We start from the raw sequence: 25764 nt of genomic DNA, 5'->3' as shown, positions 1-25764 counted from the left end.
AAGGCGTGTCCGTTGACCCTCTCATTCGCCGAGACCTACCGTGGAGACCGGTTGCTGTCCGCACGTCACCGCGCCGGAAGGTCACCTCCTTGACCGAGCGTCCACACGCCCAGTTCGCCATGACGGCCCAGTACGTGCCGCTCGTCTTCCCGCCGGAACTGCTCGCCCGGCTGCGCCGGTCGGTAGAAATCGATCCCGCTCTGGTGGCGCACGACTTCACCGACCCCCGGATGCGCGCGGCCCTGGCCCGCACCGAGGTCCTGATCACCGGCTGGGGCTGCCCCCGGCTGGACGCGGCGGTCCTGGACGCGGCCCCGCACCTGCGGGCGGTGCTGCACGCGGCCGGCTCGGTCAAGGGCTTCACCACCCCCGAGCTCTGGCAGCGCGGCATCCTCGTCTCCTCGGCCGCCGCCGCCAACGCCCTGCCCGTGGCCGAGTACACCCTCGCCATGATCCTGCTCGCCGGAAAGGACGCCTTCGCCTTCCGCGACCTGCTGCGCGCCCGCCGCACCTTCCCCTGCGGCGGCATCGTCCCAGGTATCGGCAACTACGGCCGCCGCGTCGGCATCGTCGGCGCCTCCCGCATCGGCCGGCGCCTGATCGAACTGCTCCGGCCCCACGACCTGGCCGCGAGCCTCGCCGACCCGTACGTCGACCAGGCCGAGGCCGCCCGGCTCGGCGTCCCCCTGCTGCCGCTGGACGACCTGCTGAGCAGCTCGGACATCGTCACCCTGCACGCGCCGCAGACCCCCGAGACCCGGCACCTGCTGGGCGCCCGCGAACTCGCCCTGATGCCCACCGGATCCGTGCTGATCAACACCGCGCGCGGCGCCCTGGTCGACCACGACGCGCTGATCGCCGAACTGCGCACCGGGCGCCTCAGCGCCGTACTCGACGTCACCGACCCGGAGCCACTGCCCGCCGACTCCCCGCTGTTCGACCTGCCCAACGCCTTCGTGACCCCCCATCTCGCCGGCTCCCAGGGCAACGAGGTGGCCCGGCTGGGGCTGACGGTGGTGGAGGAGGCCGAGCGGCTGTCGGCGGGCGACGGCCTGCTGTACGCCGTCGACCAGGCGGATCTCGAGCGGGCGGCGTGAGGAGCCCCGCACCGGACTCATCAGGTGACCCGAACACACGGGGAGGAGGGGGAGCCGAGCGGTGACGAAGGGCGCGCCCCGGCGCGGGAGGGGCCACCTCGACCGTTCGGGACGTCGCCGCGCGCGCCGGCGTCTCCGCGTCGACCGTCTCCCGGGTGCTGGGGCGGCACCTACGTGGCCGCGGCCACCCGCGCCCATGAGCTCCTCGGCCTGGCCCCCGACCCGGCGCTGATCCTCGACGGCACCATCTCCGTTGCTACGGATTTCGTTGTTTCTGGAGCAGGTCGGTGCCGTAATCGCGAGATATCTGGCCTTGTGTATGCGATATCGGTACCGTTCGGAGCCGTGAGCTCGAAACCCCTCCCTTCCCTGCTCCCCGTCACCGACCGCACCCGCCACCGTCGCCTGCGCGAGCAGGGCAGCCTGGAGCGGGCCGAGCTGGAGGCGATCCTCGACGCCGGGTTCGTCTGCCATCTGGGCGTGGTGATCGAGGGGCGGCCGGTCGTCGTGCCCACGGTGTACGGACGGGACGAGCGGTGGCTGTATCTGCACGGGGCCGTGGCCGGCCGCAGCCTCGCCGGTGATCTCCCGGTCTGTGTCACCGTCACGCACGTCGACGGGCTGGTGCTCGCCCGGTCCGTCTTCGAGCACGGCGTGAACTACCGCAGCGCCATGATCCACGGCGACGCCCGCAAGGTCACCGACCCCGAGGAGAAGCTGGAGGGGCTGCGCCGGCTCACCGAGCACTCCGCACCGGGGCAGTGGTCGTACGCCCGCCGCCCGAACCGCAGGGAACTCGCCGCCACCGCCCTCCTCGCCGTCTCCCTCCGGGAGGCCTCGGTCAAGATCCGCACCGGCGCCCCCGAGGACGGCGACGGGCCCGACGCGGAACTCGGCCTGTGGGCCGGGGTCCTGCCGCTGACCTCCCTCTGGGGCGAGCCCGTGGCGGATCCGGCGCTGCCGGCCGACACCCCCGTACCGGGACACATCGCGCGGCGTGCGGGGACCCGGCACGGCTGACGCCAGGACGGGGGCATACGGTGAGAGGCGAACGCCTGAGCCGGGAGGAGATTACGGATGGGCAGTCGCACCGCGCTGGTCGAGGATCTGATGGAGCGTTTCCCGCATGTGCCACGGGAGGCCGTCTTCAAGGAGGACCTGCTCCGGGGCGGCGTCGCCTTCGACACGTCGGCCCTCAGCGACAACGAGAGCGGCGAGGTCAAGCCGAAGTCGTACTTCATCTTCTCCTTCGACCACGGCACCCTGCCCGAGCTGGGCGAGGCCGCCCTGCGCCGGCCCCCGGAGGAGATCGTCCTCACCGGCGGCCCGTACGACCTGCGCCGTACGGTGGTCTCCGTACGGGTGAACCCGGCGTCGCCGTACCGGGTCGCCGCCGACGACGAGGGACTGCTCGGGCTGTACCTCGACGGCGGGCGGATCGCCGACGTCGGTGTGCCTCCGATGCCCGAGTACTACCGGCACACGCTCTCCAGCGGGAAGTCCGTCATGGAGGTGGCCCCCACCATCCAGTGGGGCTACCTGATCTACCTGACCGTCTTCCGGGTCTGCCAGTACTTCGGCGCCAAGGAGGAGTGCCAGTACTGCGACATCAACCACAACTGGCGCCAGCACAAGGCGGCCGGGCGGCCGTACACGGGTGTGAAGGACGTCGAGGAGGTGCTCGAGGCCCTCGAGATCATCGACCGGTACGACACCCAGAAGGCGTCCACCGCCTACACCCTCACCGGCGGCGCGATCACCAAGACGGTCGCGGGACGGGACGAGGCCGACTTCTACGGCCACTACGCCAAGGCCATCGAGGAGCGCTTCCCGGGCCGCTGGATCGGCAAGGTCGTGGCGCAGGCGCTGCCCAAGGCGGACGTGCAGCGGTTCAAGGACTACGGCGTGCAGATCTACCACCCCAACTTCGAGGTGTGGGACCGCCGGCTCTTCGAGCTGTACTGCCCCGGCAAGGAGCGGTACGTCGGCCGGGACGAGTGGCACCGGCGCATCCTCGACTCCACCGAGGTGTTCGGGGCACGCAACGTCATCCCCAACTTCGTGGCGGGCGTGGAGATGGCCGAACCGTTCGGCTTCACCACCGTCGACGAGGCCATCGCCTCCACCACCGAGGGCCTGCGCTTCTTCATGTCCCACGGCATCACGCCACGCTTCACCACCTGGTGCCCGGAGCCCACCACCCCGCTCGGCAAGGCCAACCCGCAGGGCGCGCCGCTGGAGTACCACATCCGGCTCCTGGAGGCCTACCGCGCCACGATGGACGACTTCGGGCTCTCCTCACCCCCCGGGTACGGCCCGCCCGGACCCGGCCGCGCGGTGTTCTCCGTCAGCTCCTTCATGGACAGCCTGCCCGCCGCGGAACCGGCGGAGGTGTGATCCGTCCCGGAAGAGGAACCCGGAGGGTGAGTCGGACGGCGCTCGCACACGTATCAGGGGAGGGAGTTGTGGGCCCGGCGGAACGGTCACGTCACGCGATCTGACGGTCACCGGATTTGAATAGGCCGCTTGTCAGTTGTGTCGGAGACGTGAAAGGCTCCTGCCGCCGCGAGGTTCCCTCCAACTCCATTTCTCCTATGGTGAGTTGACCTCGCTCGTGGATGCAGGAGTCCCATGCCCGACCTGCCGACCCCCCAGGACGCCACCGAGGCCGCCTTGTTCTCGGAGTGCTGGGACGCGGTGCTCTCGTACGCGGACCTGTGCACCTCCGGGTCCCTGACGGCTCATCAGCTGGCGACCGAGGCGTTCACCCGCGGCATGCGCGAGGTGCGCGCCGCCGGGACGGTGCCCGCGCGCGGCACCGGCCGCCGGGCCGGCCGGCTGCCGATGATCCCGGAGCTGCTGACCGCCGTACGCAACACGGCCGCCGGCTGGGAGGCCGACGGCCAGGGGCACAAGCTGGATCCCGAGCTGAGACTGTGGCTCCACTCCGGCAAGGCCGCCCGCTACACCGGTCCGCCGCTGCAGCGCCCGGTCGCCCTGCGCGGACTGCGGGACATGCAGGAGGCGGACGCCTCGCTGCTGTGGCTCGCCGAGGTGGAGGCACTGCCCCTGCCGACCGTGGCCCGTCGGCTCGGCCTCGACCCGGCCACGGTCGCCGAGGAACTCGACCACGTCCGCTCGCTGTTCCGGGACCGCTGCCACCGTGCGCATCTCGACACCCCGATGGACGCGCAGTGCCGCAGCTATGCCCGCCTGCTGGACGCGGTCACCCGCTCGCCGGCCGCCGACACACCGGACGACCTCTCCCGGCACCTCGCCACCTGCGTGCAGTGCGCCGAGGCCGCTGCCTGTCTGCGGCTGCACGGCGGCGGCCTGCCCGCCGCGCTGGCCGGCGGGGTCGTCGGCTGGGGCGGCCTCGCCTATCTGGAGCGCCGGCGCCGCGCCGCCGAGGTCCGTCTCGGGGTGGGCCGCCCGCCCGCGGCCGGCACCGACGGCGGCGACCCGAAGGAGCACGCGGGCCGCAGCCGCGTCCTGCGCAACGGCCTGCTCGCCGCCGCTGTCCTGCTGTCGGCGCTGGCCCTCGGCGTGTCCATGATGCCGTTCGACGACTCGGGCGACGACACGGCCGCCGCCCGCGACGACCGTCAGCCGGTCGCCGACCCCGCCACCTCCCGCACCACACACCCGGCTCCTTCCGCTTCCGGCCCGGCCTCCACCACCCCGTCCGCGCCCGCCACGCGAGCCAAGTCCGACCGGAAGAATCCCGACCCCGAACCCCAGGGCACCTCCTCCTCCTCCACCACCAGCGGCGGCCCGAGCCGCAACCCCGCCCCCGCCCCCACCTGCCGGGTCGCCTACACCCTGGACAGCCAGTGGCCCGACGGCTTCCAGGCCACCGTCACCGTCACCCCGGGCAAGGCCCTCGCGGGCTGGCAGGTCGCCTGGAGCTTCCGCGACGGCCAGCAGGTGCGCCAGATGTGGGACGCGACCGTCCACCAGAACGGCTCCCGCGTCACGGCCACCGCGGCCGACTACAACAAGTCGGTACCCGCGCGCGGCACGTTGACGTTCGGGTTCCTGGCGTCCTGGCAGGGGAAGAACCGGCCGCCGTACGCGTTCACCCTCAACGGCACCGCCTGCGCGGTGAACTGACGGGAACCCCACCGCCGTGCCCGGCGCCCGGAAAACGCGTTGACGCGGGGCGCCGACGGCGGGCTAGAGTGATCGCGCACGCCGAGGTGGCGTACGTACCGACGAGCGGAGCGAGGAGGTGTCGACCGAATGGCTGTCACTGTGCTGGGCGCTGCCCTCATCCAGGAACTCCTCAAGTCCACCTCCGTGGCCACCGGCTGACGACCGGCGCCGTACGCGCGCGCCGGGGCCACCCTTGTGAAGGGTCTCCCTTGACTTCCAGCTCCGCTGTTCACTCCGCGCTGGCTCCCTACGGCTGGGACGACGCCTGGGCCGACGCGTTCACCCCGTACGAGGCCGAAGGACTGCTGCCCGGACGGGTGGTCCGGGTCGACCGCGGCCAGTGCGACGTGGTCACCCCACGCGGTGTGCTGCGTGCCGACACCGCCTTCGTCACCCCGCACGACCCCCTGCGGGTCGTATGCACCGGCGACTGGGTCGCCGTCGAACCAGGCGGCAACCCCCGCTACGTGCGCGCGTATCTGCCGCGCCGCACCGCCTTCGTGCGCTCCACCTCCTCCAAGCGGTCCGAGGGGCAGATCCTCGCGGCCAACGTCGACCACGCCGTCGTCGCCGTGTCCCTCGCCGTCGAACTCGACCTCGGGCGCGTCGAACGGTTCCTCGCCCTGGCGTGGGAGTCCGGCGCACAGCCCGTGGTCGTGCTCACCAAGGCCGACCTCGTGCCGGACCCGGTGACCCTGGCCCACCTCGTCCAGGACGTCGGGACGACCGCGCCCGGCGTGCCCGTGCTCACCGTCAGCGCCCTGCACGGCGACGGCCTCGACGTGCTCGTCGCCCTCGTCGGCTCGGGCACGTCCGTGCTGCTCGGGCAGTCCGGCGCGGGCAAGTCCACCCTCGCCAACGCGCTCGTCGGCGAGGACGTCATGGACGTACGGGCCGCCCGGGACGTCGACGGCAAGGGCCGGCACACCACGACCACCCGCAACCTGCTGCCCCTGCCCTCGGGGGGCGTGCTCATCGACACCCCCGGGCTGCGGGGCGTCGGCCTGTTCGACGCCGAGAGCGGGGTCGGGCAGGTGTTCTCCGAGATCGAGGAACTGGCCCAGCGGTGCCGCTTCCACGACTGCGCGCACGAGAGCGAGCCCGGCTGCGCGGTGCGCTCCGCCGTGGACAGCGGGGAGCTTCCGGTCCGCCGGCTGGAGAGCTACCGCAAGCTGATGCGGGAGAACCAGTGGATCGTCGCCAAGACGGACGCCCGGCTCCGGTCCGAGATCAGGAAGGACTGGAAGCGGAAGGGCGCCCAAGGCAAGGCGGCGATGGAGGCCAAGCGGGGCCGCTGGAGCTAGGGCCTGCCCGGCGGACGAGGCCGGCTCCAGGCAACGGTGTCCTGTCCGTACGGGTGGGTGTGCCGTGCCCCGCGTTTCCGGCATGATCCGCCGGACGGGCCTGGGGGTGTCCTCTGGATCAGGTCGGCCGGACAGGAACGGTGCCTGTCCGGCCGACCGCGTCGCCGACACGATCCGGAAGACACTCCCAGGGGCATGGCTCCGCCCGCCGGCCGCGGCCGAGCTGCACGTCCGATTCCCGCCAGTGCGCCCCTCCGTCCGGGGCCGACAATGGAACACGTGATGGACGAGGACACCAGGTACGAAGCGGTACGCAGCCGGGACGGGCGGTTCGACGGGGCGTTCTTCTTCGCCGTCGAGACGACCGGGATCTACTGCCGGCCCAGCTGTCCGGCGGTGACGCCGAAGCGGCGGAACGTGCGGTTCTTCCCGACGGCCGCCGCCGCGCAGGGCTCCGGCTTCCGGGCCTGTCGGCGGTGCCGGCCGGACGCCGTGCCGGGGTCCGCCGAGTGGAACGTCCGCGCGGACGCCGTCGGCCGGGCCGTGCGCCTGATCGCCGACGGCGTCGTGGACCGCGAGGGCGTCGCCGGACTCGCCTCCCGGCTCGGCTACAGCGCCCGGCAGGTGCAGCGGCAGCTCACCGCCGAACTCGGCGCCGGCCCCGTGGCGCTGGCCCGCGCCCAGCGGGCGCACACCGCCCGGGTGTTGCTGCAGACCACCGACCTGCCGATCACCGAGATCGCGTTCGCGTCCGGGTTCGCCAGCGTGCGGCAGTTCAACGACACCGTCCGCGAGGTGTACGACGCGACTCCGACCGAGCTACGGGCCGCCGCACCCCGGGGCAGGGGCGCCCGCCGGGCCACGCCCGGGGCAGGCATCCCGATCCGGCTCGCGTACCGGGGCCCATACCAGGCCGCCGCCCTCTTCGACCAGCTGGCACGGGAGGCCGTACCCGGCGTCGAGGAGATGAGCGGCGCCCCCGGCGGTCGTACCTACCGGCGCACGCTGCGGCTGCCGTACGGCACCGCGCTCGCCGCCGTCGAGGAGCGCGCCCAGGGCCCGCAGGCGGGCGGCGGCACGCGTCCGGGCGGCTGGCTCGACGCGCGGCTGCGCCTCACCGACCCGCGGGACCTGACCACCGCCGTACAGCGGCTGCGACGGCTGTTCGACCTCGACGCCGACCCGTACGCGGTGGACGAGCGGCTCGCCGCCGACCCGGGGCTCGCCCCGCTGGTCGCCGCCCGGCCCGGACTGCGTTCGCCCGGCGCCGTCGACCCGCTGGAGCCCGCGGTACGGGCTCTGGTGGGGGTGCCCGGAGCGCAGGAGCTGGTCCGCCGGTACGGCAAAGCCCTCGACACCCCCTGCGGCAGCCTCACGCACCTCTTCCCGGAGCCCGCCGCCCTCGCCGAGGCCGAGCCCGACGGCCCCCTCGGCGCGCTCGCCGCCGCCCTCGCCGACGGCACCGTACGGCTGGACCCGGGCGCCGACCGGGACGACGCCCAGGAGGCCCTGCTCGCCCTGCCCGGCATGGACCCGGCCGTCGCCGCCGCCGTCCGCGTCCGCGCCCTCGGCGACCCCGACGTGGCCCCTCCCGGCGCCGACGTCCCCGACACCTGGCGGCCCTGGCGGTCGTACGCCGTCCAGCACCTGCGGGTCGCGGGGGAGTGGAGGGGCTGATGGAGACGATCCACTGGACGCTGGACAGCCCGGTCGGACGGCTGCTGCTCACCGCCGACCCGGACGGCGCCCTCACCTCGCTGTCCGTGCCGGGGCAGAAGGGCGCACGGGCCGTCCAGGACGGCCGGCGGCACGATCGTGGGCCCTTCCGGCAGGCCGAGGACCAGCTCGCCGCGTACTTCGCCGGCGAACTCCAGCAGTTCCGGCTGCCGTTGCGCACCCACGGCACCGAGTTCCGGGAGCGGGTGTGGGCCGCGCTCGACTCCGTGCCGTACGGCGCCACCGCGACCTACGGCCAGATCGCCGCACGCATCGGCGCACCGCGCGCCGCCGTCCGCGCCGTCGGCGGCGCGATCGGCGCAAATCCGCTGCTCATCGTGCGCCCCTGCCACCGGGTGATCGGAGCGGACGGCTCGCTGACCGGGTACGCCGGCGGGCTCGACCGGAAGATCCAGCTGCTGACCCTGGAGGGCGTTGGACCCGGCTCTCCTCCGGCCCCCAGCCGTGCACCCGGCGCGGACGGACGCGGATCACCTCCGCGCTGAAGCGCCGTCGCGGGCGGCGACCCCAACGCACGCGAGCCGGACGACAGGCCCTTGACGACAGGCCCTTGACGACAGGCCGTTGACGACAGGCCGTTGACGACAGGCCCAAGACCCCCTGCCCTGCGCCCCCCTGGGCCGAGCGGGTGAACCGTAGTGGCGCTCCGCCGTGGCGCGGCGGCCGTGTGGCACGGTCGCCTCCGACGAGCCACGGAAGGCGGGCGCACACATGGGCAAGACCGTACGGGTCATCGCGGCACTCCTGCTCGCGATGCTGCCGGGCGCGACGGCGCGAGCCGCCGCGGCGGCCGGCCCCCAGGCGGGAGTGCCGCACTTCACCGCACCCGCCCCACGCTCCGGCGCCTGGACCGGTACGTGGGAGACCGCCCCCTCCGGTACCGCACCCGCGCTGCCCGGCGCCGCGATCCGCAACGTCGTCCACCTCAGCGTCGGCGGCAGCGCCGTGCGGGTCCGGCTCAGCAACCGGCTCGGCACCGCGCCCCTGCGGCTCGGTGCGGTCACCGTCGCGCTGCGGGGGGCCGCCGGACCGGTTGCCGCGCCCGGTACCCTGCGCACCGCCACCTTCCGCGGCGCCCCCACCGCCACCGTCGCGCCGGGCCATGACCTGCTCACCGATCCGGTCTCGCTGTCCGTACCGGCCGGCGCCGACCTGCTGGTCACCGTCTTCACCCCGGACGACAACGGCCCGGCCACCTTCCACAGCCAAGCCGTGCAGACCAGCTACGTGGCCCCCGCCGGCGCCAGCCGGGCGGACGACGAGGACGGCTCCGCGTACACGACGGCCACCGGCCACTGGTACTACGTCACCGGCGTCGACGTCCGCGGCACCGCCACCGGCAGCGTCGTCGCCTTCGGCGACTCGCTCACCGACGGCTTGGGCGCCACCCCCGACGCCAACCACCGCTGGCCCGACCGGCTCGCCGAACACCTGCGCGCGAGCCGGCTCGGCGTCCTGAACGCCGGGATCACCGGCAACCGCCTGCTGCGCGACGGCACCGGACCGAGCGGCCTCGCCCGCCTGGGCGCCGACGCCCTGGACCGGGCGGGCGTGCGGGTCCTGGTCGTGTTCGAGGGCATCAACGACATCAACGGCACCCCGGAGGTGGACGACCCCGCCGCCCTCGCGGACGCGTACCGCACGCTCGTCGCCCGCGCCCACGCCCGCGGCATCCGGGTCATCGGCGTCACCCTCACCCCGTACCGCGGCCACCGCTTCTTCAACGCGTCCCGCGAGGCGGTGCGCCAGCAGGTCAACGGGTTCATCCGCACCGGCGGCGTCTTCGACGCGGTCGCCGACGCCGACGCCGTCCTGCGCGACCCCGCGGACCTCCAGCGCCTCCTGCCCGGCTACGACCACGGCGACCACCTGCACTTCAACGACGCGGGCCTGCGCGCGGTCGCCGACGCCGTCGGCCAGGCCATGGAGCGCCGCCCGGCCGGCCCGGCAGCCCTCGCCCCGCTCGCCCGCTGACCGCTCAGCCCCACGGCACCGCCCCCAGCCACGCCCCCGCGATCAGCGGACGCGCGAACAGTCCGGCGAGGACGCCGGAGCCACCCGCCCGCATCGTCGTGCGCAGCGCGTCCACCGCCTCGCCGTACCCACCGAGCCGCGGCCGCTCGCGCGGGTGGATCCCGGCCGGCCACGGCGCAAACCCGCTGCCGCCCATCATCGCCGTACCGGAGGTGACTCTGCCAAGGTGGCACCGCCGAAGGGCGGGCGACCGTACGCCGGGCTCACAGCCGCGTCCAAGGAATCCAGGCCACCATCCGGCCGTTCGACCGGCGCCTCGGGCGCCCCGGTCGGTGTGTGACGGTGACCCGGGCCCGGACGTGCGCGAGTGCACGAAGGGGAGCGGGGCCGGGTCACTTCCGATGTCGCCGGGCGGCCCTCCCGTGGGGGGTGGGACCGCCCGGCGGCCTTCCACCGGCTGACGTACGGCAGTTCGGGCTGTCCCTCGACACGCCGTTCGAGGCGGTCGGGCGCGCGGGATTTTCCCGATGCCCCGTTTTCATACGGCCCGTGCGGTGGACAATTGGCGGCATGAGCCAGCAGGGGGGTAGGCCCACCCGTCACGAGGACGACTGGTGGAGGCAGCTGTACGACGACTCCACCGAGGACACGGGCCCCACGGCAGCGCCCGACTCCCTGGACGACCGCTTCACCTCGGCGAAGAACGCGGTGGCGGGACGGCCGGGGGGAGCACGGCGGGACACCGGGGGCCCGTCGCCGCACGAGCCGGCCCAGCCGCCGCCCCCCGAACCACCCCTGGGGCCGGCGCCGGAGCGCCCGCCCGGGGAGCGCGTGGTACCGGCGCAGCGCACCCCGGCGCCACCGGGTACGCCCCCGGCACCAGCGGGTACGCCTCCGGCGCCGGCGGGTACGCCCCCGGCTACCGCCGGTCCGGCGGCGCCGGCCGGTCCCACGGGGCCGCCCCTTTCCAGCGCGCCGGCCGGTCCCACGGGTCCGACCGTTTCCAGCGCGCCGGTCGCGCCCGCCGGTTCGATGCCTCCTTCCGCCTCGGCCGCTCCGCCGGTGCCTCCCGCCGCTCAGGACACGCCACCTGCTCGCCGGGCCCCCTGGGAACCCCCGCCCGCCGAGCCCGGGACACCGGTGACCTTCCCGCCCGTCGAGGGCGGGGCCGGGGACCGGATGGAGGCGGTGCGCGCGTCGGCCGGCTCCTCCGGGCCCGAGCCGCCGGCCTCCCCGTCCGCGGCAGGCCCCCGTCCGGCGGTCCCCTCCGCGGACCCGTCCGCCCCACCCCTGCCGCCCCCACCCCCCTCCTCCCTCGAGTACGTGGGCTCCGGACCCCCCACCTACGACCCCGAGCCCACTGCCCTCCCCGCCGCCGACCCCGACGACCTGGGTGAACTGGTCGCCGACACCGCGCTGGACGGCGCCCGGTACGGGGCCTGCACGCTGCGGGCCGTGTCATTGCGCGGGGACTCGGCGCGCTACCGCGGGGAGCCGCGACGGGACTCGCTGCTCACCGCGCGGTTCGGGACGGGTGAGCAGGCCCTGGTGCTCGTCGCGATGGCGACCGGCGCGCGGGCCACGCCCTCTGCGCACCTGGCGGCGGCCGAGGCGTGCCAGTTGATCGGGCGGGCCGTGGGCCGCAGTCACCAAAGGCTGGTCGAGGACCTCCGGGCCGCCCGGCGCGGCGACCTGAAGTCGGGACTGCACCGCCTGACCGACCGCAGTGTCGGCAAGCTGCGCGCCAGTGCCGTCGAGCAGGACCTGGACCCCGACGAGTACACGGCGAGCCTGCGCTGCCTGCTGCTGCCCGCCGACCCCGACTGCCGCACCCGCGTGTTCTTCGGCGTCGGTGGAGGGGGCCTGTTCCGGCTGCGGGACGGCGAGTGGCAGGACATCGAGCCGCACGTCTCGCCCGCCGACACCACCGGTGAACCCGTCCTCGGCTTCGGCTCCCCGCCCGCCGAGACCCCCGAGGGCGACCGGCTCACCATGGACCTCGGCATCCCGACCCCGCCGAGCCCGTACGAGCCGGCCCCGGAACCGCCCCGCGAACCCTTCCGGTTCCGCGCCTCGGTAGCCCGTCCGGGTGACGTGCTCGTGATGGGCACCGAGGGGCTCGCCGAACCGCTGCGCGGCGAACCGGCGCTCTGCGCCTACCTGGCCCGGCGCTGGTCCGGCCGCACCCCGCCCGGCCTCGCCGCGTTCCTCGCGGACGTGCAGGTACGGGTGAAGGGCTACGCGGACGACCGCACGGCGGCAGCCGTCTGGGAGGCGTAACCGCGGCCCCTGTGGATTGATGGAACGGGAGGGGCGAATCCCGGGACAGCGAAGGGGCAGACGACAGCCATGGCCAAACAGAACGTCGCCGAACAGTTCGTCGACATCCTTGTCCGCGCGGGAGTGCGCCGCCTGTACGGTGTCGTCGGCGACAGCCTCAACCCGGTCGTCGACGCCGTCCGCCGCAACGCCGCCATCGACTGGATCCACGTACGGCACGAGGAGACCGCCGCCTTTGCGGCCGGCGCCGAGGCCCAGATCACCGGGCAGCTGGCCGCCTGCGCGGGTTCCTGCGGCCCGGGCAACCTGCACCTCATCAACGGCCTGTACGACGCCCACCGCTCCATGGCCCCGGTGCTCGCCCTCGCCTCGCACATCCCCTCCAGCGAGATCGGCCTCGGCTACTTCCAGGAGACCCACCCGGACCGGCTCTTCCAGGAGTGCAGCCACTACAGCGAGCTGATCTCCAGCTCCAAGCAGATGCCCCGGCTGCTGCAGACCGCCATCCAGCACGCGGTCGGCCGGCGCGGGGTGAGCGTGGTCTCCCTGCCCGGCGACATCGCCGCCGAACCCGCCCCGGACAAGGCCCCCGCGAGCGCCCTGGTCACCTCCCGGCCCACCGTCCGGCCCAGCGACGCAGAGATCGACAAGCTGGTGGAGATGATCGACGCGGCCGGCAAGGTCACGCTGTTCTGCGGCAGCGGCACGGCCGGGGCGCACACCGAGGTCATGCGGTTCGCGGAGCTGATCAAGTCGCCCGTGGGGCACGCCCTGCGCGGCAAGGAGTGGATCCAGTACGACAATCCGTACGACGTCGGTATGAGCGGGCTGCTCGGCTATGGCGCCGCCTACGAGGCCACCCACGAGTGCGACCTGCTGATCCTGCTCGGCACCGACTTCCCGTACAACGCCTTCCTGCCGGACGACGTGCGCATCGCCCAGGTCGACGTACGGCCCGAGGTCCTCGGCCGCCGTTCCCGGCTGGACCTCGCCGTGTGGGGCGACGTCCGCGAGACCCTGCGCTGTCTGATCCCGCGGGTGAAGGAGAAGACCAACCGGCGCTTCCTCGACAGGATGCTGAAGAAGCACGCCGACGCGCTGGAGGGCGTGGTCAGTGCGTACACGCGGAAGGTCGACAAGCACATCCCGATCCACCCCGAGTACGTCGCCGCGGTACTGGACGAAGTCGCCGACGACGAGGCGGTCTTCACTGTCGACACCGGCATGTGCAACGTATGGGCCGCCCGCTACATCTCGCCCAACGGCCGCCGCCGGGTCATCGGTTCCTTCTCGCACGGCTCCATGGCGAACGCGCTGCCCATGGCGATCGGCGCCCAGTTCACCGACCGGCGCCGGCAGGTCGTCTCCATGTCCGGCGACGGCGGCTTCTCCATGCTGATGGGCGACTTCCTCACGCTGGTCCAGTACGACCTGCCGGTCAAGGTCGTGCTGTTCAACAACTCCTCCCTCGGCATGGTCGAGTTGGAGATGCTGGTCGCGGGCCTGCCCTCCTACGGCACCGCCAACACCAACCCCGACTTCGCCGCCGTCGCCCGGGCCTGCGGGGCCTACGGGGTGCGGGTGGAGAAGCCCAAGCAGCTCGCCGGGGCGCTGAGGGACGCCTTCAGGCACAAGGGGCCGGCCCTGGTGGACATCGTCACCGACCCCAACGCCCTGTCGATTCCGCCGAAGATCAGCGCCGAGATGGTCACCGGGTTCGCCCTGTCCGCGTCGAAGATCGTGCTGGACGGCGGGGTCGGCCGCATGCTCCAGATGGCCCGCTCCAACCTGCGCAACGTCCCCAGGCCCTGAACAGCGGCCGGACAACGGTGTTTTCCGGCCACTTTTACGCGGTGTGACGGTACGTCTGCGGCCGGTGCGCCACGCCCTCGCCCGTCCGTGCTGGGGCGCCAGGGGCGCTGTACGGCGGCCCTGCCGGGCGGGGCACCGGCAGGACGGTGTCCGGGGGCCGACCGTGGGGGCGGGTGGCCGTGGCCGAACAGAGGGACGTCCGCGAGCCCCCATGACTGCCCGTGGTCTCGCTGGGCATGGTTCCCCGTGGACATGTTCGACCAGGAGGGCAGGGCCAAGCAGCGTGCGGGCGGGGGTCATGAAAAGGCAGGCACGAGGGGGCGGTCCCGTGGCCATCGGGGCCTCCTCGGCGAAGGCGGGGGAAGAGACCGACACCATCACGGACCGGGCACACCCGTCCCAGCTCAGGCGCAGGCTGGGACGGGCGGACCTCAGGGCGGTGCCCGAGGCCCGCCGGGAACTGCGCGAACTGCTGCGGCACTGGGGCAAACCCGGCCGCTCGGACATAGCCGAACTGCTCACCAGCGAACTCGTCACCAACGCGATCGTGCACACCGACGACGACGCCGTCCTGACCGCCGTCGTCTCACCGCGCGGACTGCGCGTGGAGGTCCGGGACTTCGTGGCTCGCAGGCCGCGGCTGCGTGCGCCGGACTTGGGTGAGGACACTCATGGGCGGGGGCTGGTGCTGGTGCAGTCCCTCGCGGATGCCTGGGGGGTGCGGTCGCACGGGGTGGGCAAGTCGGTGTGGTTCGAGCTCGCCACCGAGGTCGCGTGAGGCGGACCGGCGGCAAGGGCGCCGGAGGCGGTTGCGTGACCGGCGCGAGTCCGGCGCCGTGAGGCGGACCGGACTCGAGAGCGGAAACGGGGCGGGGGCGGACCCGCGTGGTCACGCCCCCGTTCCGATGCGAGCCGAGTGCTAGCCGAACTGCTGCTCGAGGTCCTTCAGTTTGCGCTCCAGGGAGTCCAGACGCGGCAGGGCCATCGTGTCGTCCTCCGCGGTGAGGTCGACAGTGACCGGCTCAGAGCCCTTGCGGACCGGCTGAAGGGAGGGCCGAGAGCGTACGGGCAGCTGTTCCGGCGCGGATATGGCAGGCTCCGCGGTTGCCTGCGCGGGGCCGCGCTCCATCGGCTGCACCTCGACCTGCCGGCCGCCGCTGCGGCCGACGAAGCCGCGGTGGCCCCGGCTGATCGCCTTGAGCTGGGCACGCTCCACCCGCTGCTGGTCGCGCCGACGCTGCCGCTCCTGCTCCTTCTGCCGCTTGTCGTCGCGGACCTCCTCGACGGCCTCGTCCAGGCTGCGTACGCCCTCCAGAAGCATCAGCGACCAAGCGCCGTAGGTCTCACGGGGAGCTCGCAGCCAGCGAACGATGCGGATCTGCGGCAGGGGGCGCGGCACCAGACCCTGCTCGCGCAGGGCGGCCCGGCGGGTCTGCTTCAACGCGCGGTCGAAGAGCACGGCCGCCGACAGGGACATGCCGGAGAAGAACTGCGGCGCGCCGTCGTGCCCGGCGCCCCTTGGCGCGTGCACCCAGTTGAACCAGGCCGCCGCCGCGGCGAACATCCACACGAGTATCCGGGAGCCGAGGGCCGCGTCACCGTGGCTGGCCTCACGCACCGCGAGGACGGAGCAGAACATCGCCGCGCCGTCCAGACCGAACGGCACGAGGTACTGCCAGCCGTCGGTCAGTCCGAGGTTCTGTTCGCCGAAGCCGACCAGGCCGTGGAAGGACAGTGCGGCCGCCACCGCCGCACAGCAGAACAGGAGTACATAGGAGGCCGTGCCGTAAATGGCCTCCTTGCGCCTGCGGCGCTCCTCGCTGCGCTCCCACGAGTCGTCCGCGCTCGCGTTCTCCCCGGAGGAACGCTTGCCGCGCGCGAGCACCGCCACCGCCGCCAGCATGCCCAGGAGCAGTACGGCGCCCGGAAGCAGCCAGTTCAGCGATATCTCGGTCAGTCTCATCAGGGGTCCCTTGCATTGGGATAGGGCCTAACGCCCGCCATAGTGGCCCACTCCCGACGGCCCTCAGGGGGTTTCGGGGCAAGAGGCCGCCAAGAAGGTGCAAGGGGATGCCCAGGGCGGCGTTCTGCTCGAACTGCCGCATGAGGGGCGGGAGTTGAGTTCGAATAAGACTACCCGTACGGATGGTTCCTCGGAAAGTTCCCGAGACAGGTGGGGAACTTGTGAATACCTGTTCGGAAGCGGGCGGTCCGGTCGCGGTGATCCTAGTGGACCCCGGTGCCTGCTGCCGACCTGAGGGTGCCTCAGGCGGCCACGCCGACCGTGGGTTTGGCGATGCGGCCGGCATCGTAGGCGTGCGCGGGCTGATGGTGCGGGTGTCCTCCGGCCGCACGGTGGAGACGCGCAGCAGCCGGCCCGGTCCCGGGTGGGCAGCGGCTCGCGGTCCGGCCCGGACGGCACACGCAACGCGGCCGAGCCGACGTAGTCGCCGTAGCCGTAGCCGTAGCCGTAGCCGCAGCCGCAGCCCGACGGCGGCGTCGGGCAGCGCGGCCGCCGGGTCGCCCGGCAGGCGTACGAGGCCTGACGCACGGCCGTACGGCCGCCGGGTCGCCCGAAAGGCGTAGGAGGCGGGAGGCACGACCATACGGTCGGACGGTGCTGTCGTACGAGACCTGCGTCACGGGCGGCCGCGGGACCCGGCGGTGCGGGAACCACCGGGCGGTGATCGGCGGGCAGGCCGGCCGGGCGTAGCGGTGCAGGCTGAAACTCGCGACGACTACCGATGGGCCCGCCGCCCGTAGGCCCGCAGACTCTGCGCCCCGTCCCGGGCGAGGAAGGATCCCGAGCCTTGATCGCGGGCAGCGTGCACAGGTAAGGCAAACCTTGCCCATCTGTCAGGAAATTTGAACTGTCGCCTTGTGCGCCTAAGGTGCTTGACGGACAAGTAACAACCCGCCGTTAATGACCCCTAAGTGCCGACAGCCCGGAGGAGGACCGCGTGAAGCAGGGCGTGCAGGACTCCGCCGGGACACGGGGCGACGCCCGGGTTCCGGCGCAGCAGCGCGCGGCCGACGTGGCCCGGGAGCGGGACCCCGCAGCCGCCCTGCCGGGCGTGCGGGGCGAGCACACGCATGGTGAGCCGCCGATCCCGCAGCCGCGGCTCGTGCAGCGCTCCTCGGTGCGCGGGCAGGTCCTGGACGCACTGCGTACGGCGCTGGTGGCGGGCGAGCTGAAGCCCGGCGAGGTCTACTCGGCGCCCGTCCTCGGCGACCGCTTCGGGGTGTCGGCCACACCGGTGCGGGAGGCCATGCAGCAGCTCGCGCTGGAGGGCGCCGTGGAGGTCGTGCCCAACCGGGGCTTCCGGGTTGTCGAGCGGGGGGCACGGCAGCTGGCCGAGCTGGCCGAGGTGCGGGCCCTGATCGAGGTGCCGGTGATGCTGCGGCTCGCCCGCACCGTGCCCGCCGAGCGATGGGCCGCACTGCGTCCGCTGGCGGAGGAGACAGTGCGCGCCGCCTCCTGCGGCTGCCCCGCGACGTACGCGGAGTCCGACCGGGCCTTCCACCGGGCGGTACTGTCCCTCGCGGGCAACGAGCAGCTCGTGCAGATAGCGGACGATCTGCACCGGCGGGCCCAGTGGCCGCTGGTCGGCGGCCCGGTCCGGCAGCGCCGAGCGGACCTGGTGGCGGACGCGGCGGAACACACGGCACTGCTGGAAGCACTGGTCGCGCGGGATCTGGACGCCGTGCGCGGACTCGTCGGGGAGCACTTCACGGGCGCGGCCTGACCGCTGGGGTGGGCGGGGGCCCGCCGACCGGGCCGCGCCCACCCCGGTCCATCACGGTCAGGAACCGTCCTGCGAGCCGTGCGCGCTCTTCGAGAAGCTGTCGTGCCAGGCGGCCTTCGCGCCGGAGTCGCCGATCCGGTACACGTCCACGACCGCTCCGGCCGCCACGGCCAGCGACAGGACCGCCACCACGACCCGTACCGGCAGCGAGGCCGGCCAGGTGGCCCGTGCCGCGCCGCCGCCCCGCAGCCCGTCCGTCGTACCGCGCTCCGTCGTACCGCGTGCCGCCCACCACACGACCGCCGCCAGGACGAACAGGCCCAGCGCCCAGGGCAGCAGCCCGTCACCCAGCTCCGTGTGCCGCCGTACCAGGGCGTCGTCGTCGACGTGCCTTTCCAGCCACTCGCCGGCCTGGGTGGTCAGGGGCACGCTGAGCAAGGCGACGAGGGCGAGCGAAGGCAGCAGCACGCCCAGCCGGCGGGCGGCCCGCGGCCACACCGCGCCGGCCACCAGGGCCAGCGCGGTCAGCGGTATCAGTACGACGACGACGTGAACCAGCAGGACATGGGCCGGCAGGCCGTTGACCAGACTCATCGGTAGCACTCCTGAGGGGGCTCGGGGCGCGCCAGCCTGGCACAGGATTCTCTCAGTTCCTTCTGAGCACACACCCCTCAGGCGGTGGGCCCTACGCCGTGGCCGCCCCCGGTGTCGGCGAGGCCAGCTGCCGGGCCAGCCAGGTCGGTACGCCTCCCAGCAGCCGGAACAGCCGCCGGGCCTCCTCCCGCAGCCGCGACGCCTCCGGCTCTGACTCCGCGTCCGCCAGGGAGGCCAGCGCCGGGGCCGTACCGACCAGGTAGCCCAACTCCTCACGGATGCGGAGCGATTCGGCGAAGCCGTGCCGCGCGTCCGCCAGCTCGCCGTCCCGCAGGGCGAGTCCGGCGAGATGGCGCCAGGTGAAGGAGAGCAGCAGCGGGTCGGCGTGCGCCGTGGCGCCCGCGTGGGCCCGGCGGTAGGCCGCGCGGGCCGCCTGCGGGGAGCGGGCGAGGTTCTCGGCCAGCAGGCCTCTGCGGAAGTCCAGCAGCGCCCTCCCCGCGGCCCCCGGGGGGATCAGCGCCGCCGCCCGCCCCAGCGCCGCCCGCGCCTCGTCCGCCCGGTCGCGGACCCCGTGCAGCGTGGCCGCGTAGGCCAGTTGGCCGCGCTCGCAGGCGGCCGCCCCCCGCTCGTCGTCGGTGTGCGCCAGCGCCTCGGCCGTGCGCAGGGCGTCCTCCGCCTCCTCCCAGCCCCGCTCGGTGTACAGGCACCGCTCGACCAGCAGCGCCGCCCGCTGGAGGGCCGAGGCCGGGGTGTCCGGCGGCAGCAGGGCCGCCGCGTCCGCCCAGCAGGCCCGCGAGCGCAGCCGCCATACCGCGATCTGGAGAGGATCGTCACCAAGGGTCGTTCCGTTACCAGACATGGCGGAATGCGCCACGTTGCCCTCCCCGAGCACGCCGTCGAGCTGTTGAGTGGTGGCGGCATTCCAGCACCAATGCCCGGCCGGGCCAAGGGGGTGGGTGAAAGATTTCACAAAGTCGTGGGGCATTGGCGTGACTTGGGGCGGCCGCCCCGCACCCGTGCGACCTCGGCTCGGCCGCCCCAGGCCCGTACGGCCTCAGCTCATGCGCAGCGCCAGGAAGAAGTCCAGCTTGTCCTCCAGGCGCGACAGGTCCCGTCCCGTCAACTGCTCGATACGGCCGACCCGGTAGCGCAGCGTGTTGACGTGCAGGTGGAGCCGGGTGGCGCAGCGGGTCCAGGAGCCGTCGCAGTCGAGGAACGCCTCCAGGGTCGGTATCAGCTCCGCGCGATGGCGGCGGTCGTAGTCCTTCAGCGGGTCCAGCAGGCGTGCCGTGAAGGCGCGGCGTACGTCGTCCGGGACGAACGGGAGCAGCAGGACGTGCGAGGCCAGCTCCTGGTGGCCGGCCGCGCAGACCCGGCCGGGGCGGGCGGCGGCGACCCGGCGGGCGTGCCGGGCCTCCTCCAGGGCACCGCGCAGCCCCTCCGGCGAGTGCACGGCCGCACTGACGCCGAGGGTGAGCCGCCCGTCGTCGTTCAGACCCGCCGAGAGCGGCTCCCGCACCGTCTGCAGCAGCGCGTCGGCGAGCAGGCCGGTCTCCGAGCCGTCGTGCTCCAAGGAGACCGCCGGGAGCGGGACCAGGGCGATCGCCTCGTCCCCGGTGTGTGCGACGGCGATGCGGTCCGAGGGCTCCGGTCCTGTGGCCAGCGGGTCGACCAGGACCTCCTCCAGCAGCGACTGGGCGACCGGGCCGCCCTCGACCGAGGGACCCGCGGACCCGTCCCCCGTCTGCTGCCATTCGACCCGGGCCACGACGACCTGCCAGTGCGGGGCCGCGCCGAGCCCGGGCAGCAGCACCGGCGCCGCCACCCGCAGGCGGGCGGCGATCTCGGCGGGCGGCGCGCCCGTCTGCACCAGTTCCAGCACCTCCTGCGCGAGCCGGCGGCGCACCGTGCGCGCCGCGTCGCGGCGGTCCCGCTCGACGGAGATCAGCTGCGTGACGCCCTGGAGCAGGTCCAGACGCTCCTCCGGCCAGTCCCCGGCGTCCGCCTCGACGGCCAGCAGCCAGTCCGACAGGACCGTCTCGCGCACGTCGCGGGCGGCCTGCGGGGAACGCCCGGAGGAGCGGATCGGGAAGAGGGAGTACGTCGTCCCGCCGAGCAGGGCGCGGTGCGGTCCGCGGCGGCCCGTGCGGGCGGCGGCCAGGTACTCCGCGGCGAGCTTGGCGCAGGTCTCCGGGGGCAGCGCGGGGCCCGCGACCTTCGAGCCCGCGATCAGGCGGCCGGCGGGCGAGAGCACCCAGGCGCGCAGGTCCAGATCGGAGCCGAGCAGGTCCAGGACCACGTCAGGGCCGCCGCCCGCCGGGCCCGAGGTCATCATCCGACGGTGCCGGTCCACCACCGCCGCCAGGTCCCCGGCCCGCTCACCGGACACCTGCCGTACGACGTGCTCGGTGATCGTCGCGAACGCCACCGACTCGTGCACCGCGAACAGCGGCAGCCGGTGCCGCGCGCAGGCCAGCACCAGGTCGTCCGGGACATCGCCCAGCTCGGCCTCGCCGGCCGCCAGTGCCGCCACCCCGGCCTGCACCAGGATCCGTACGAAGGGCTCGGAGTCGTCGGCGTCCCGGCGCCAGGCCAGGCCCGTGAGCACCAGCTCGCCGCCGGAGAGGTAGCGGCTCGGGTCGCGCAGGTCGGTGGTCATGACCCCGCGCACGGAGCGGTCCAGCTCGTCCTCGCCGCCCAGCAGCCGCAGCCCCAGCGCGTCGGTGTCCAGCAGTGCGCGCAGCCGCATCTCGTCGCCGCCGTTCTTTGTCTCGAAACCTACGATGAATCTTGGTGGGGGACCGGTGACGGACCCGGAGCCCGGATGCACGGACCGTCCGGCGGGGCCGTCAGGCTGTTTCCCGAGTTTCCCCAGGAAAACGGAGAGGTTACTGATGACCTCCGTTCATACGAATCTACAAGATGCCCTCTGTGGCCAGCCAACTCCTTCATGGTTTCGGTGACTGACCCCGCCGGAGTACAGGGCGGTGTACTGAGTCCACTCCGCGTTAACACCACATGAACGAGCCGGGGCCGCCGCACACGGATTGGCTCAATCTGTACGACCCACGAGACGAAGAAGAGAGCCGGTCATGGACTTCCTTCGCCCCGCCAGCTGGGAGGAGGCGCTCGCCGCGAAGGCCGAGCACCCCACCGCTGTGCCGATTGCGGGTGGCACCGATGTGATGGTCGAGATCAACTTCGACCACCGCCGGCCCGAGTATCTGCTCGACCTCAACCGCGTCGGCGACCTCTGCGAGTGGGAGGCCGGCGAGGACACCGTACGGCTGGGTGCCTCCGTCCCATACACGAGGATCATGCGGGATCTCCGTGCCGAGCTGCCGGGTCTCGCGCTCGCCTCGCACACGGTCGCCTCCCCGCAGATCCGCAACCGCGGCGGCGTCGGCGGCAACCTCGGCACGGCCTCGCCCGCCGGTGACGCCCACCCCGCCCTGCTCGCGGCCGGCGCGGAGGTCGAGGTGGAGTCGGCGGCCCGCGGCACCCGCCGCATCCCGATCGACGCGTTCTACACGGGCGTCAAGCGCAACGCCCTGCAGCCCGACGAGCTGATCCGCGCCGTCCACATCAAGAAGGCCGACGGCCCGCAGCAGTTCTCCAAGGTCGGCACCCGCAACGCCATGGTCATCGCGGTGTGCGCCTTCGGTCTCGCCCTGCACCCCGAGACCCGCACCGTCCGGACCGGCATCGGCTCCGCCGCCCCGACCCCGGTGCGGGCCAGGGCCGCCGAGGACTTCCTGAACGCGGCCCTGGAAGAAGGCGGCTTCTGGGACAACGGAAAGATCATCACCCCGTCGGTCGCCAAGCAGTTCGCGGACCTGTGCTCCGCCGCCTGCAATCCGATCGACGACGTCCGGGGCACCGCGAGCTACCGCCGCCACGCGGTAGGCGTGATGGCCCGCCGGACGCTCACCTGGACCTGGGAGTCGTACCGCGGCGCCCGCCGCGCATCCGAGGGAGCTGCGTAATGCGCGTCAACTTCACCGTCAACGGACGCCCGCAGGAGGCCGACGACGTCTGGGAGGGCGAGTCCCTGCTGTACGTCCTGCGCGAGCGCCTGGGCCTGCCCGGTTCCAAGAACGCCTGCGAGCAGGGCGAGTGCGGCTCCTGCACCGTGCGCCTGGACGGCGTCCCGGTCTGTTCCTGCCTGGTCGCGGCCGGCCAGGTCGAGGGCCGCGAGGTCGTGACCGTGGAGGGCCTCGCGGACTTCGCCAAGCAGCGTGCCGAGGGCGGCTGCGCGTCCGGCGCCTGCGGCACCCCGCTGGACGAGGCCAAGGGATGGCAGGCCAAGGGCGCCGACTCGCACACCGGCGAGGGCACTGAACTCTCCCCGATCCAGCAGGCGTTCATCGACGCCGGCGCCGTCCAGTGCGGCTTTTGCACCCCGGGGCTGCTCGTCGCCGCCGACGAGATGCTGGAGAACAACCCGAACCCGACGGACGCGGACATCCGCGAGGCGCTGTCGGGCAACCTGTGCCGCTGCACGGGCTACGAGACGATCATGGACGCGGTCCGCCTGGCGGCCGCCCGCCAGTCCGAGGGGGTCTGACATGCCGTCCCCCGAGCTCTCCACTACGTTCGAGCAGGGAGGTGCCCCCATGGGCGCTCCTACGAGGATCACGCAGGGCACCCGGACCAGGGGCGGCATCGGCGAGTCCACGCTCCGCCCGGACGGCACCCTGAAGGTCACCGGCGAGTTCGCGTACTCGTCCGACATGTGGCACGAGGACATGCTGTGGGGCCAGATCCTGCGCTCCACCGTCGCGCACGCCGAGATCGTCTCCATCGACACCGGCGAGGCCCTGGCCACCCCCGGCGTGTACGCGGTCCTGACGTACGACGACCTGCCCACCGAGGTGAAGAACTACGGCCTGGAGATCCAGGACACGCCGGTCCTCGCCCACGGCAAGGTACGCCACCACGGCGAGCCGGTCGCGATCGTCGCCGCCGACCACCCGGAGACGGCCCGCCGCGCCGCCGCCAAGATCAAGGTCGGGTACCGGGAGCTGCCCGTCATCACCGACGAGGCCTCCGCGACCGCCCCCGACGCGATCCTCGTCCACGAGAACCGCGCCGACCACCACGTCGGGCACGTACCGCACCCGAACATCGTGCACCGTCAGCCGATCGTCCGCGGCAACGCGGACGAGGCCGCCAAGAGGGCGGACGTGATCGTCAAGGGCGAGTACACCTTCGGCATGCAGGACCAGGCCTTCCTCGGCCCCGAGTCCGGCCTCGCCGTACCCGAGGAGGACGGCGGCGTCCACCTCTACATCGCCACCCAGTGGCTCCACTCCGACCTGCGCCAGATCGCGCCCGTCCTCGGCCTGCCCGAGGACAAGGTGCGCATGACGCTGGCCGGCGTCGGTGGCGCGTTCGGCGGCCGCGAGGACCTGTCGATGCAGATCCACGCCTGCCTGCTGGCGCTGCGCACCGGCAAGCCGGTGAAGATCGTCTACAACCGGTTCGAGTCCTTCTTCGGGCACGTGCACCGCCACCCGGCGAAGCTCCACTACGAGCACGGGGCCACCAGGGACGGCAAGCTCACGCACATGAAGTGCAGGATCGTCCTGGACGGCGGCGCCTACGCCTCCGCCTCCCCGGCGGTCGTCGGCAACGCCTCCTCGCTCTCCGTCGGCCCGTACGTCGTCGACGACGTCGACATCGAGGCCATCGCCCTCTACACCAACAACCCGCCCTGCGGCGCCATGCGCGGCTTCGGCGCGGTCCAGGCGTGCTTCGCCTACGAGGCACAGATGGACAAGCTGGCGCAGAAGCTCGGCATGGACCCGGTGGAGTTCCGGCAGCTGAACGCGATGGAACAGGGGACCATCATGCCGACCGGGCAGCCGGTCGACTCCCCGGCCCCGGTGGCCGAACTCCTGCGCCGCGTCAAGGCGATGCCGCTGCCGCCCGAGCGCCAGTGGGAGTCCAGCGAGGGCGCCGACGTACGGCAGCTGCCCGGCGGTCTGTCCAACACCACGCACGGCGAAGGCGTCGTACGCGGAGTCGGCTACGCGGTCGGCATCAAGAACGTCGGCTTCTCCGAGGGCTTCGACGACTACTCCACCGCCAAGGTGCGCATGGAGGTCGTCGGCGGCGAGCCCGTCGCGACCGTGCACACCGCGATGGCGGAGGTCGGCCAGGGCGGTGTCACCGTCCACGCGCAGATCGCCCGCACCGAGCTCGGTGTCACCCAGGTGACCATCCACCCCGCCGACACCCAGGTCGGCAGCGCCGGCTCGACCTCGGCCTCCCGGCAGACGTACGTCACCGGCGGCGCCGTGAAGAACGCCTGCGAACTCGTCCGCGAGAAGGTCCTGGAGATCGGGCGCCGCAAGTTCGGCACCTATCACCCGGCCTGGGCGACGGCCGAACTCCTGCTGGAGGGCGGCAAGGTGGTCACCGACGGCGGCGAGGTCCTCCGCGACCTGGTCGACGTCCTCGAGGACGAGGCCGTCGAGATCGAGGCGGAGTGGCGGCACCGGCCGACCGAGGCCTTCGACCTGCGCACCGGCCAGGGCAACGGACACGTCCAGTACTCCTTCGCCGCGCACCGCGCGGTCGTCGAGGTGGACACCGAGCTCGGCCTGGTCAAGGTCATCGAACTGGCCTGCGCCCAGGACGTCGGCAAGGCGCTCAACCCGCTCTCCGTCATCGGCCAGATCCAGGGCGGTACGATCCAGGGCCTGGGCGTGGCGGTGATGGAGGAGATCATCGTCGACCCGAAGACGGCGAAGGTCAGGAACCCCTCCTTCACGGACTACCTGATCCCCACGATTCTCGACACGCCGACGATCCCGGTCGACGTGCTCGAACTCGCCGACGACCACGCCCCGTACGGGCTGCGCGGCATCGGCGAAGCCCCGACCCTGTCGTCCACCCCGGCCGTCCTCGCGGCGATCCGGAACGCGACCGGGCTGGAACTCAACCGCACTCCGGTACGGCCTGAGCACCTCACGGGGACCGCGTAACACCCCAGCTCTCCGGGCGGCGCAGGGAACGTCACGCACTCCGCCGCGCCGCCCGGAGGAACCCCCTTTGAGT

The 25764-nt window shown here is 73.2% G+C and carries 20 protein-coding genes and 1 pseudogene; 16 read left to right on the top strand and 5 right to left on the bottom strand.

Annotated elements, in window-relative coordinates:
* Positions 1–89 precede the first annotated feature (89 nt).
* The 9 genes and pseudogenes from ACFZDC_RS06715 to ACFZDC_RS06675 all read left to right on the top strand — a co-directional run bounded on the left by ACFZDC_RS06715 (position 90) and on the right by ACFZDC_RS06675 (position 10267).
* Positions 90–1097 carry an NAD(P)-dependent oxidoreductase gene (locus ACFZDC_RS06715; RefSeq protein ID WP_391320841.1) on the top strand — a complete coding sequence of 336 codons (1008 nt, stop codon included), beginning with the start codon at positions 90–92 and terminating at the stop codon, positions 1095–1097.
* A 131-nt stretch (positions 1098–1228) separates the two neighbouring features.
* Positions 1229–1297 (top strand): annotated as a pseudogene (locus ACFZDC_RS06710) (hypothetical protein); the annotation flags it as partial.
* A 145-nt stretch (positions 1298–1442) separates the two neighbouring features.
* On the top strand, positions 1443–2117 hold the full coding sequence (locus tag ACFZDC_RS06705; RefSeq protein WP_391320839.1) for a pyridoxamine 5'-phosphate oxidase family protein: 675 nt from the start codon (positions 1443–1445) through the stop codon (positions 2115–2117).
* 57 nt (positions 2118–2174) lie between these two features.
* Positions 2175–3494, top strand: a complete 1320-nt coding sequence (locus ACFZDC_RS06700; protein WP_391320837.1) for a radical SAM protein — start codon at positions 2175–2177, stop codon at positions 3492–3494.
* A 234-nt stretch (positions 3495–3728) separates the two neighbouring features.
* The gene (locus ACFZDC_RS06695; RefSeq protein WP_391320835.1) at positions 3729–5210 is read left to right on the top strand and encodes a cellulose binding domain-containing protein; all 1482 of its coding nucleotides are present in this window, start codon (positions 3729–3731) and stop codon (positions 5208–5210) included.
* Positions 5211–5461: 251 nt separating this feature from the next.
* Positions 5462–6556, top strand: a complete 1095-nt coding sequence (gene rsgA, locus ACFZDC_RS06690; protein ID WP_391320833.1) for a ribosome small subunit-dependent GTPase A — start codon at positions 5462–5464, stop codon at positions 6554–6556.
* Between the two features lie 282 nt (positions 6557–6838).
* On the top strand, positions 6839–8233 hold the full coding sequence (locus tag ACFZDC_RS06685) for an AlkA N-terminal domain-containing protein (RefSeq protein WP_391320831.1): 1395 nt from the start codon (positions 6839–6841) through the stop codon (positions 8231–8233).
* Positions 8233–8778: a methylated-DNA--[protein]-cysteine S-methyltransferase gene (locus ACFZDC_RS06680; protein WP_391320829.1), complete on the top strand. Its 546-nt coding sequence runs from the start codon at positions 8233–8235 to the stop codon at positions 8776–8778. The genes ACFZDC_RS06685 and ACFZDC_RS06680 overlap by 1 nt, the downstream gene beginning before the upstream one ends.
* 226 nt (positions 8779–9004) lie before the next feature.
* On the top strand, positions 9005–10267 hold the full coding sequence (locus ACFZDC_RS06675) for a GDSL-type esterase/lipase family protein (RefSeq protein WP_391320827.1): 1263 nt from the start codon (positions 9005–9007) through the stop codon (positions 10265–10267).
* Positions 10268–10271: 4 nt separating this feature from the next.
* Here the strand turns inward: ACFZDC_RS06675 and ACFZDC_RS06670 are convergent, their stop codons facing one another.
* Positions 10272–10466, bottom strand: a complete 195-nt coding sequence (locus tag ACFZDC_RS06670) for a hypothetical protein (RefSeq protein ID WP_391320825.1) — start codon at positions 10464–10466, stop codon at positions 10272–10274.
* A 371-nt stretch (positions 10467–10837) separates the two neighbouring features.
* Between ACFZDC_RS06670 and ACFZDC_RS06665 the strand changes: the two genes are divergently transcribed.
* From ACFZDC_RS06665 to ACFZDC_RS06655, 3 genes are all read left to right on the top strand, one after another.
* Positions 10838–12547: a protein phosphatase 2C domain-containing protein gene (locus ACFZDC_RS06665; protein ID WP_391320823.1), complete on the top strand. Its 1710-nt coding sequence runs from the start codon at positions 10838–10840 to the stop codon at positions 12545–12547.
* Between the two features lie 69 nt (positions 12548–12616).
* Positions 12617–14359 (top strand): pyruvate dehydrogenase, encoded by a 1743-nt coding sequence (locus ACFZDC_RS06660; RefSeq protein ID WP_391320821.1) that lies wholly within the window; start codon positions 12617–12619, stop codon positions 14357–14359.
* 328 nt (positions 14360–14687) lie between these two features.
* Complete coding sequence (locus tag ACFZDC_RS06655; RefSeq protein ID WP_391320819.1) at positions 14688–15137, top strand: ATP-binding protein; 450 nt, start codon at positions 14688–14690, stop codon at positions 15135–15137.
* Positions 15138–15278: 141 nt separating this feature from the next.
* Here ACFZDC_RS06655 and ACFZDC_RS06650 read toward each other — a convergent pair whose 3' ends face one another.
* Complete coding sequence (locus ACFZDC_RS06650) at positions 15279–16322, bottom strand: DUF2637 domain-containing protein (protein ID WP_391320817.1); 1044 nt, start codon at positions 16320–16322, stop codon at positions 15279–15281.
* A gap of 997 nt (positions 16323–17319) precedes the next feature.
* On the opposite strand from ACFZDC_RS06650, the gene ACFZDC_RS06645 reads away from it, so the two are divergent.
* Positions 17320–18105 carry an FCD domain-containing protein gene (locus tag ACFZDC_RS06645; RefSeq protein ID WP_391320815.1) on the top strand — a complete coding sequence of 262 codons (786 nt, stop codon included), beginning with the start codon at positions 17320–17322 and terminating at the stop codon, positions 18103–18105.
* Between the two features lie 57 nt (positions 18106–18162).
* Here the strand turns inward: ACFZDC_RS06645 and ACFZDC_RS06640 are convergent, their stop codons facing one another.
* The 3 genes from ACFZDC_RS06640 to ACFZDC_RS06630 all read right to left on the bottom strand — a co-directional run bounded on the left by ACFZDC_RS06640 (position 18163) and on the right by ACFZDC_RS06630 (position 21448).
* Positions 18163–18699 carry a DUF2231 domain-containing protein gene (locus tag ACFZDC_RS06640; protein WP_391320813.1) on the bottom strand — a complete coding sequence of 179 codons (537 nt, stop codon included), beginning with the start codon at positions 18697–18699 and terminating at the stop codon, positions 18163–18165.
* A gap of 91 nt (positions 18700–18790) precedes the next feature.
* Positions 18791–19573 carry a hypothetical protein gene (locus ACFZDC_RS06635; protein WP_391320811.1) on the bottom strand — a complete coding sequence of 261 codons (783 nt, stop codon included), beginning with the start codon at positions 19571–19573 and terminating at the stop codon, positions 18791–18793.
* A 180-nt stretch (positions 19574–19753) separates the two neighbouring features.
* The gene (locus ACFZDC_RS06630) at positions 19754–21448 is read right to left on the bottom strand and encodes a PucR family transcriptional regulator ligand-binding domain-containing protein (RefSeq protein WP_391320809.1); all 1695 of its coding nucleotides are present in this window, start codon (positions 21446–21448) and stop codon (positions 19754–19756) included.
* Between the two features lie 343 nt (positions 21449–21791).
* Between ACFZDC_RS06630 and ACFZDC_RS06625 the strand changes: the two genes are divergently transcribed.
* From ACFZDC_RS06625 to ACFZDC_RS06615, 3 genes are read left to right on the top strand one after another with little or no spacing between them, the layout of a single operon-like run.
* A complete protein-coding gene (locus ACFZDC_RS06625; RefSeq protein WP_391320808.1) occupies positions 21792–22685 on the top strand; it encodes an FAD binding domain-containing protein in 894 nt (297 codons plus the stop codon).
* Positions 22685–23266, top strand: coding sequence for a 2Fe-2S iron-sulfur cluster-binding protein (locus ACFZDC_RS06620; protein ID WP_391320806.1), 582 nt, complete (start codon positions 22685–22687; stop codon positions 23264–23266). The genes ACFZDC_RS06625 and ACFZDC_RS06620 overlap by 1 nt, the downstream gene beginning before the upstream one ends.
* Position 23267: 1 nt before the next feature.
* Entirely contained in the window at positions 23268–25691 is a 2424-nt protein-coding gene (locus ACFZDC_RS06615) for a molybdopterin cofactor-binding domain-containing protein (protein ID WP_391320804.1), read from the top strand.
* The last annotated feature ends 73 nt before the right edge of the window (positions 25692–25764 follow it).

It is taken from the genome of Streptomyces sp. NPDC007905 (assembly GCF_042959345.1).
Classification (GTDB): Bacteria; Actinomycetota; Actinomycetes; order Streptomycetales; family Streptomycetaceae; genus Streptomyces.
Note: the sequence above shows the minus strand (reverse complement) of the source record. Positions and strands in the feature narration are given on the sequence as shown.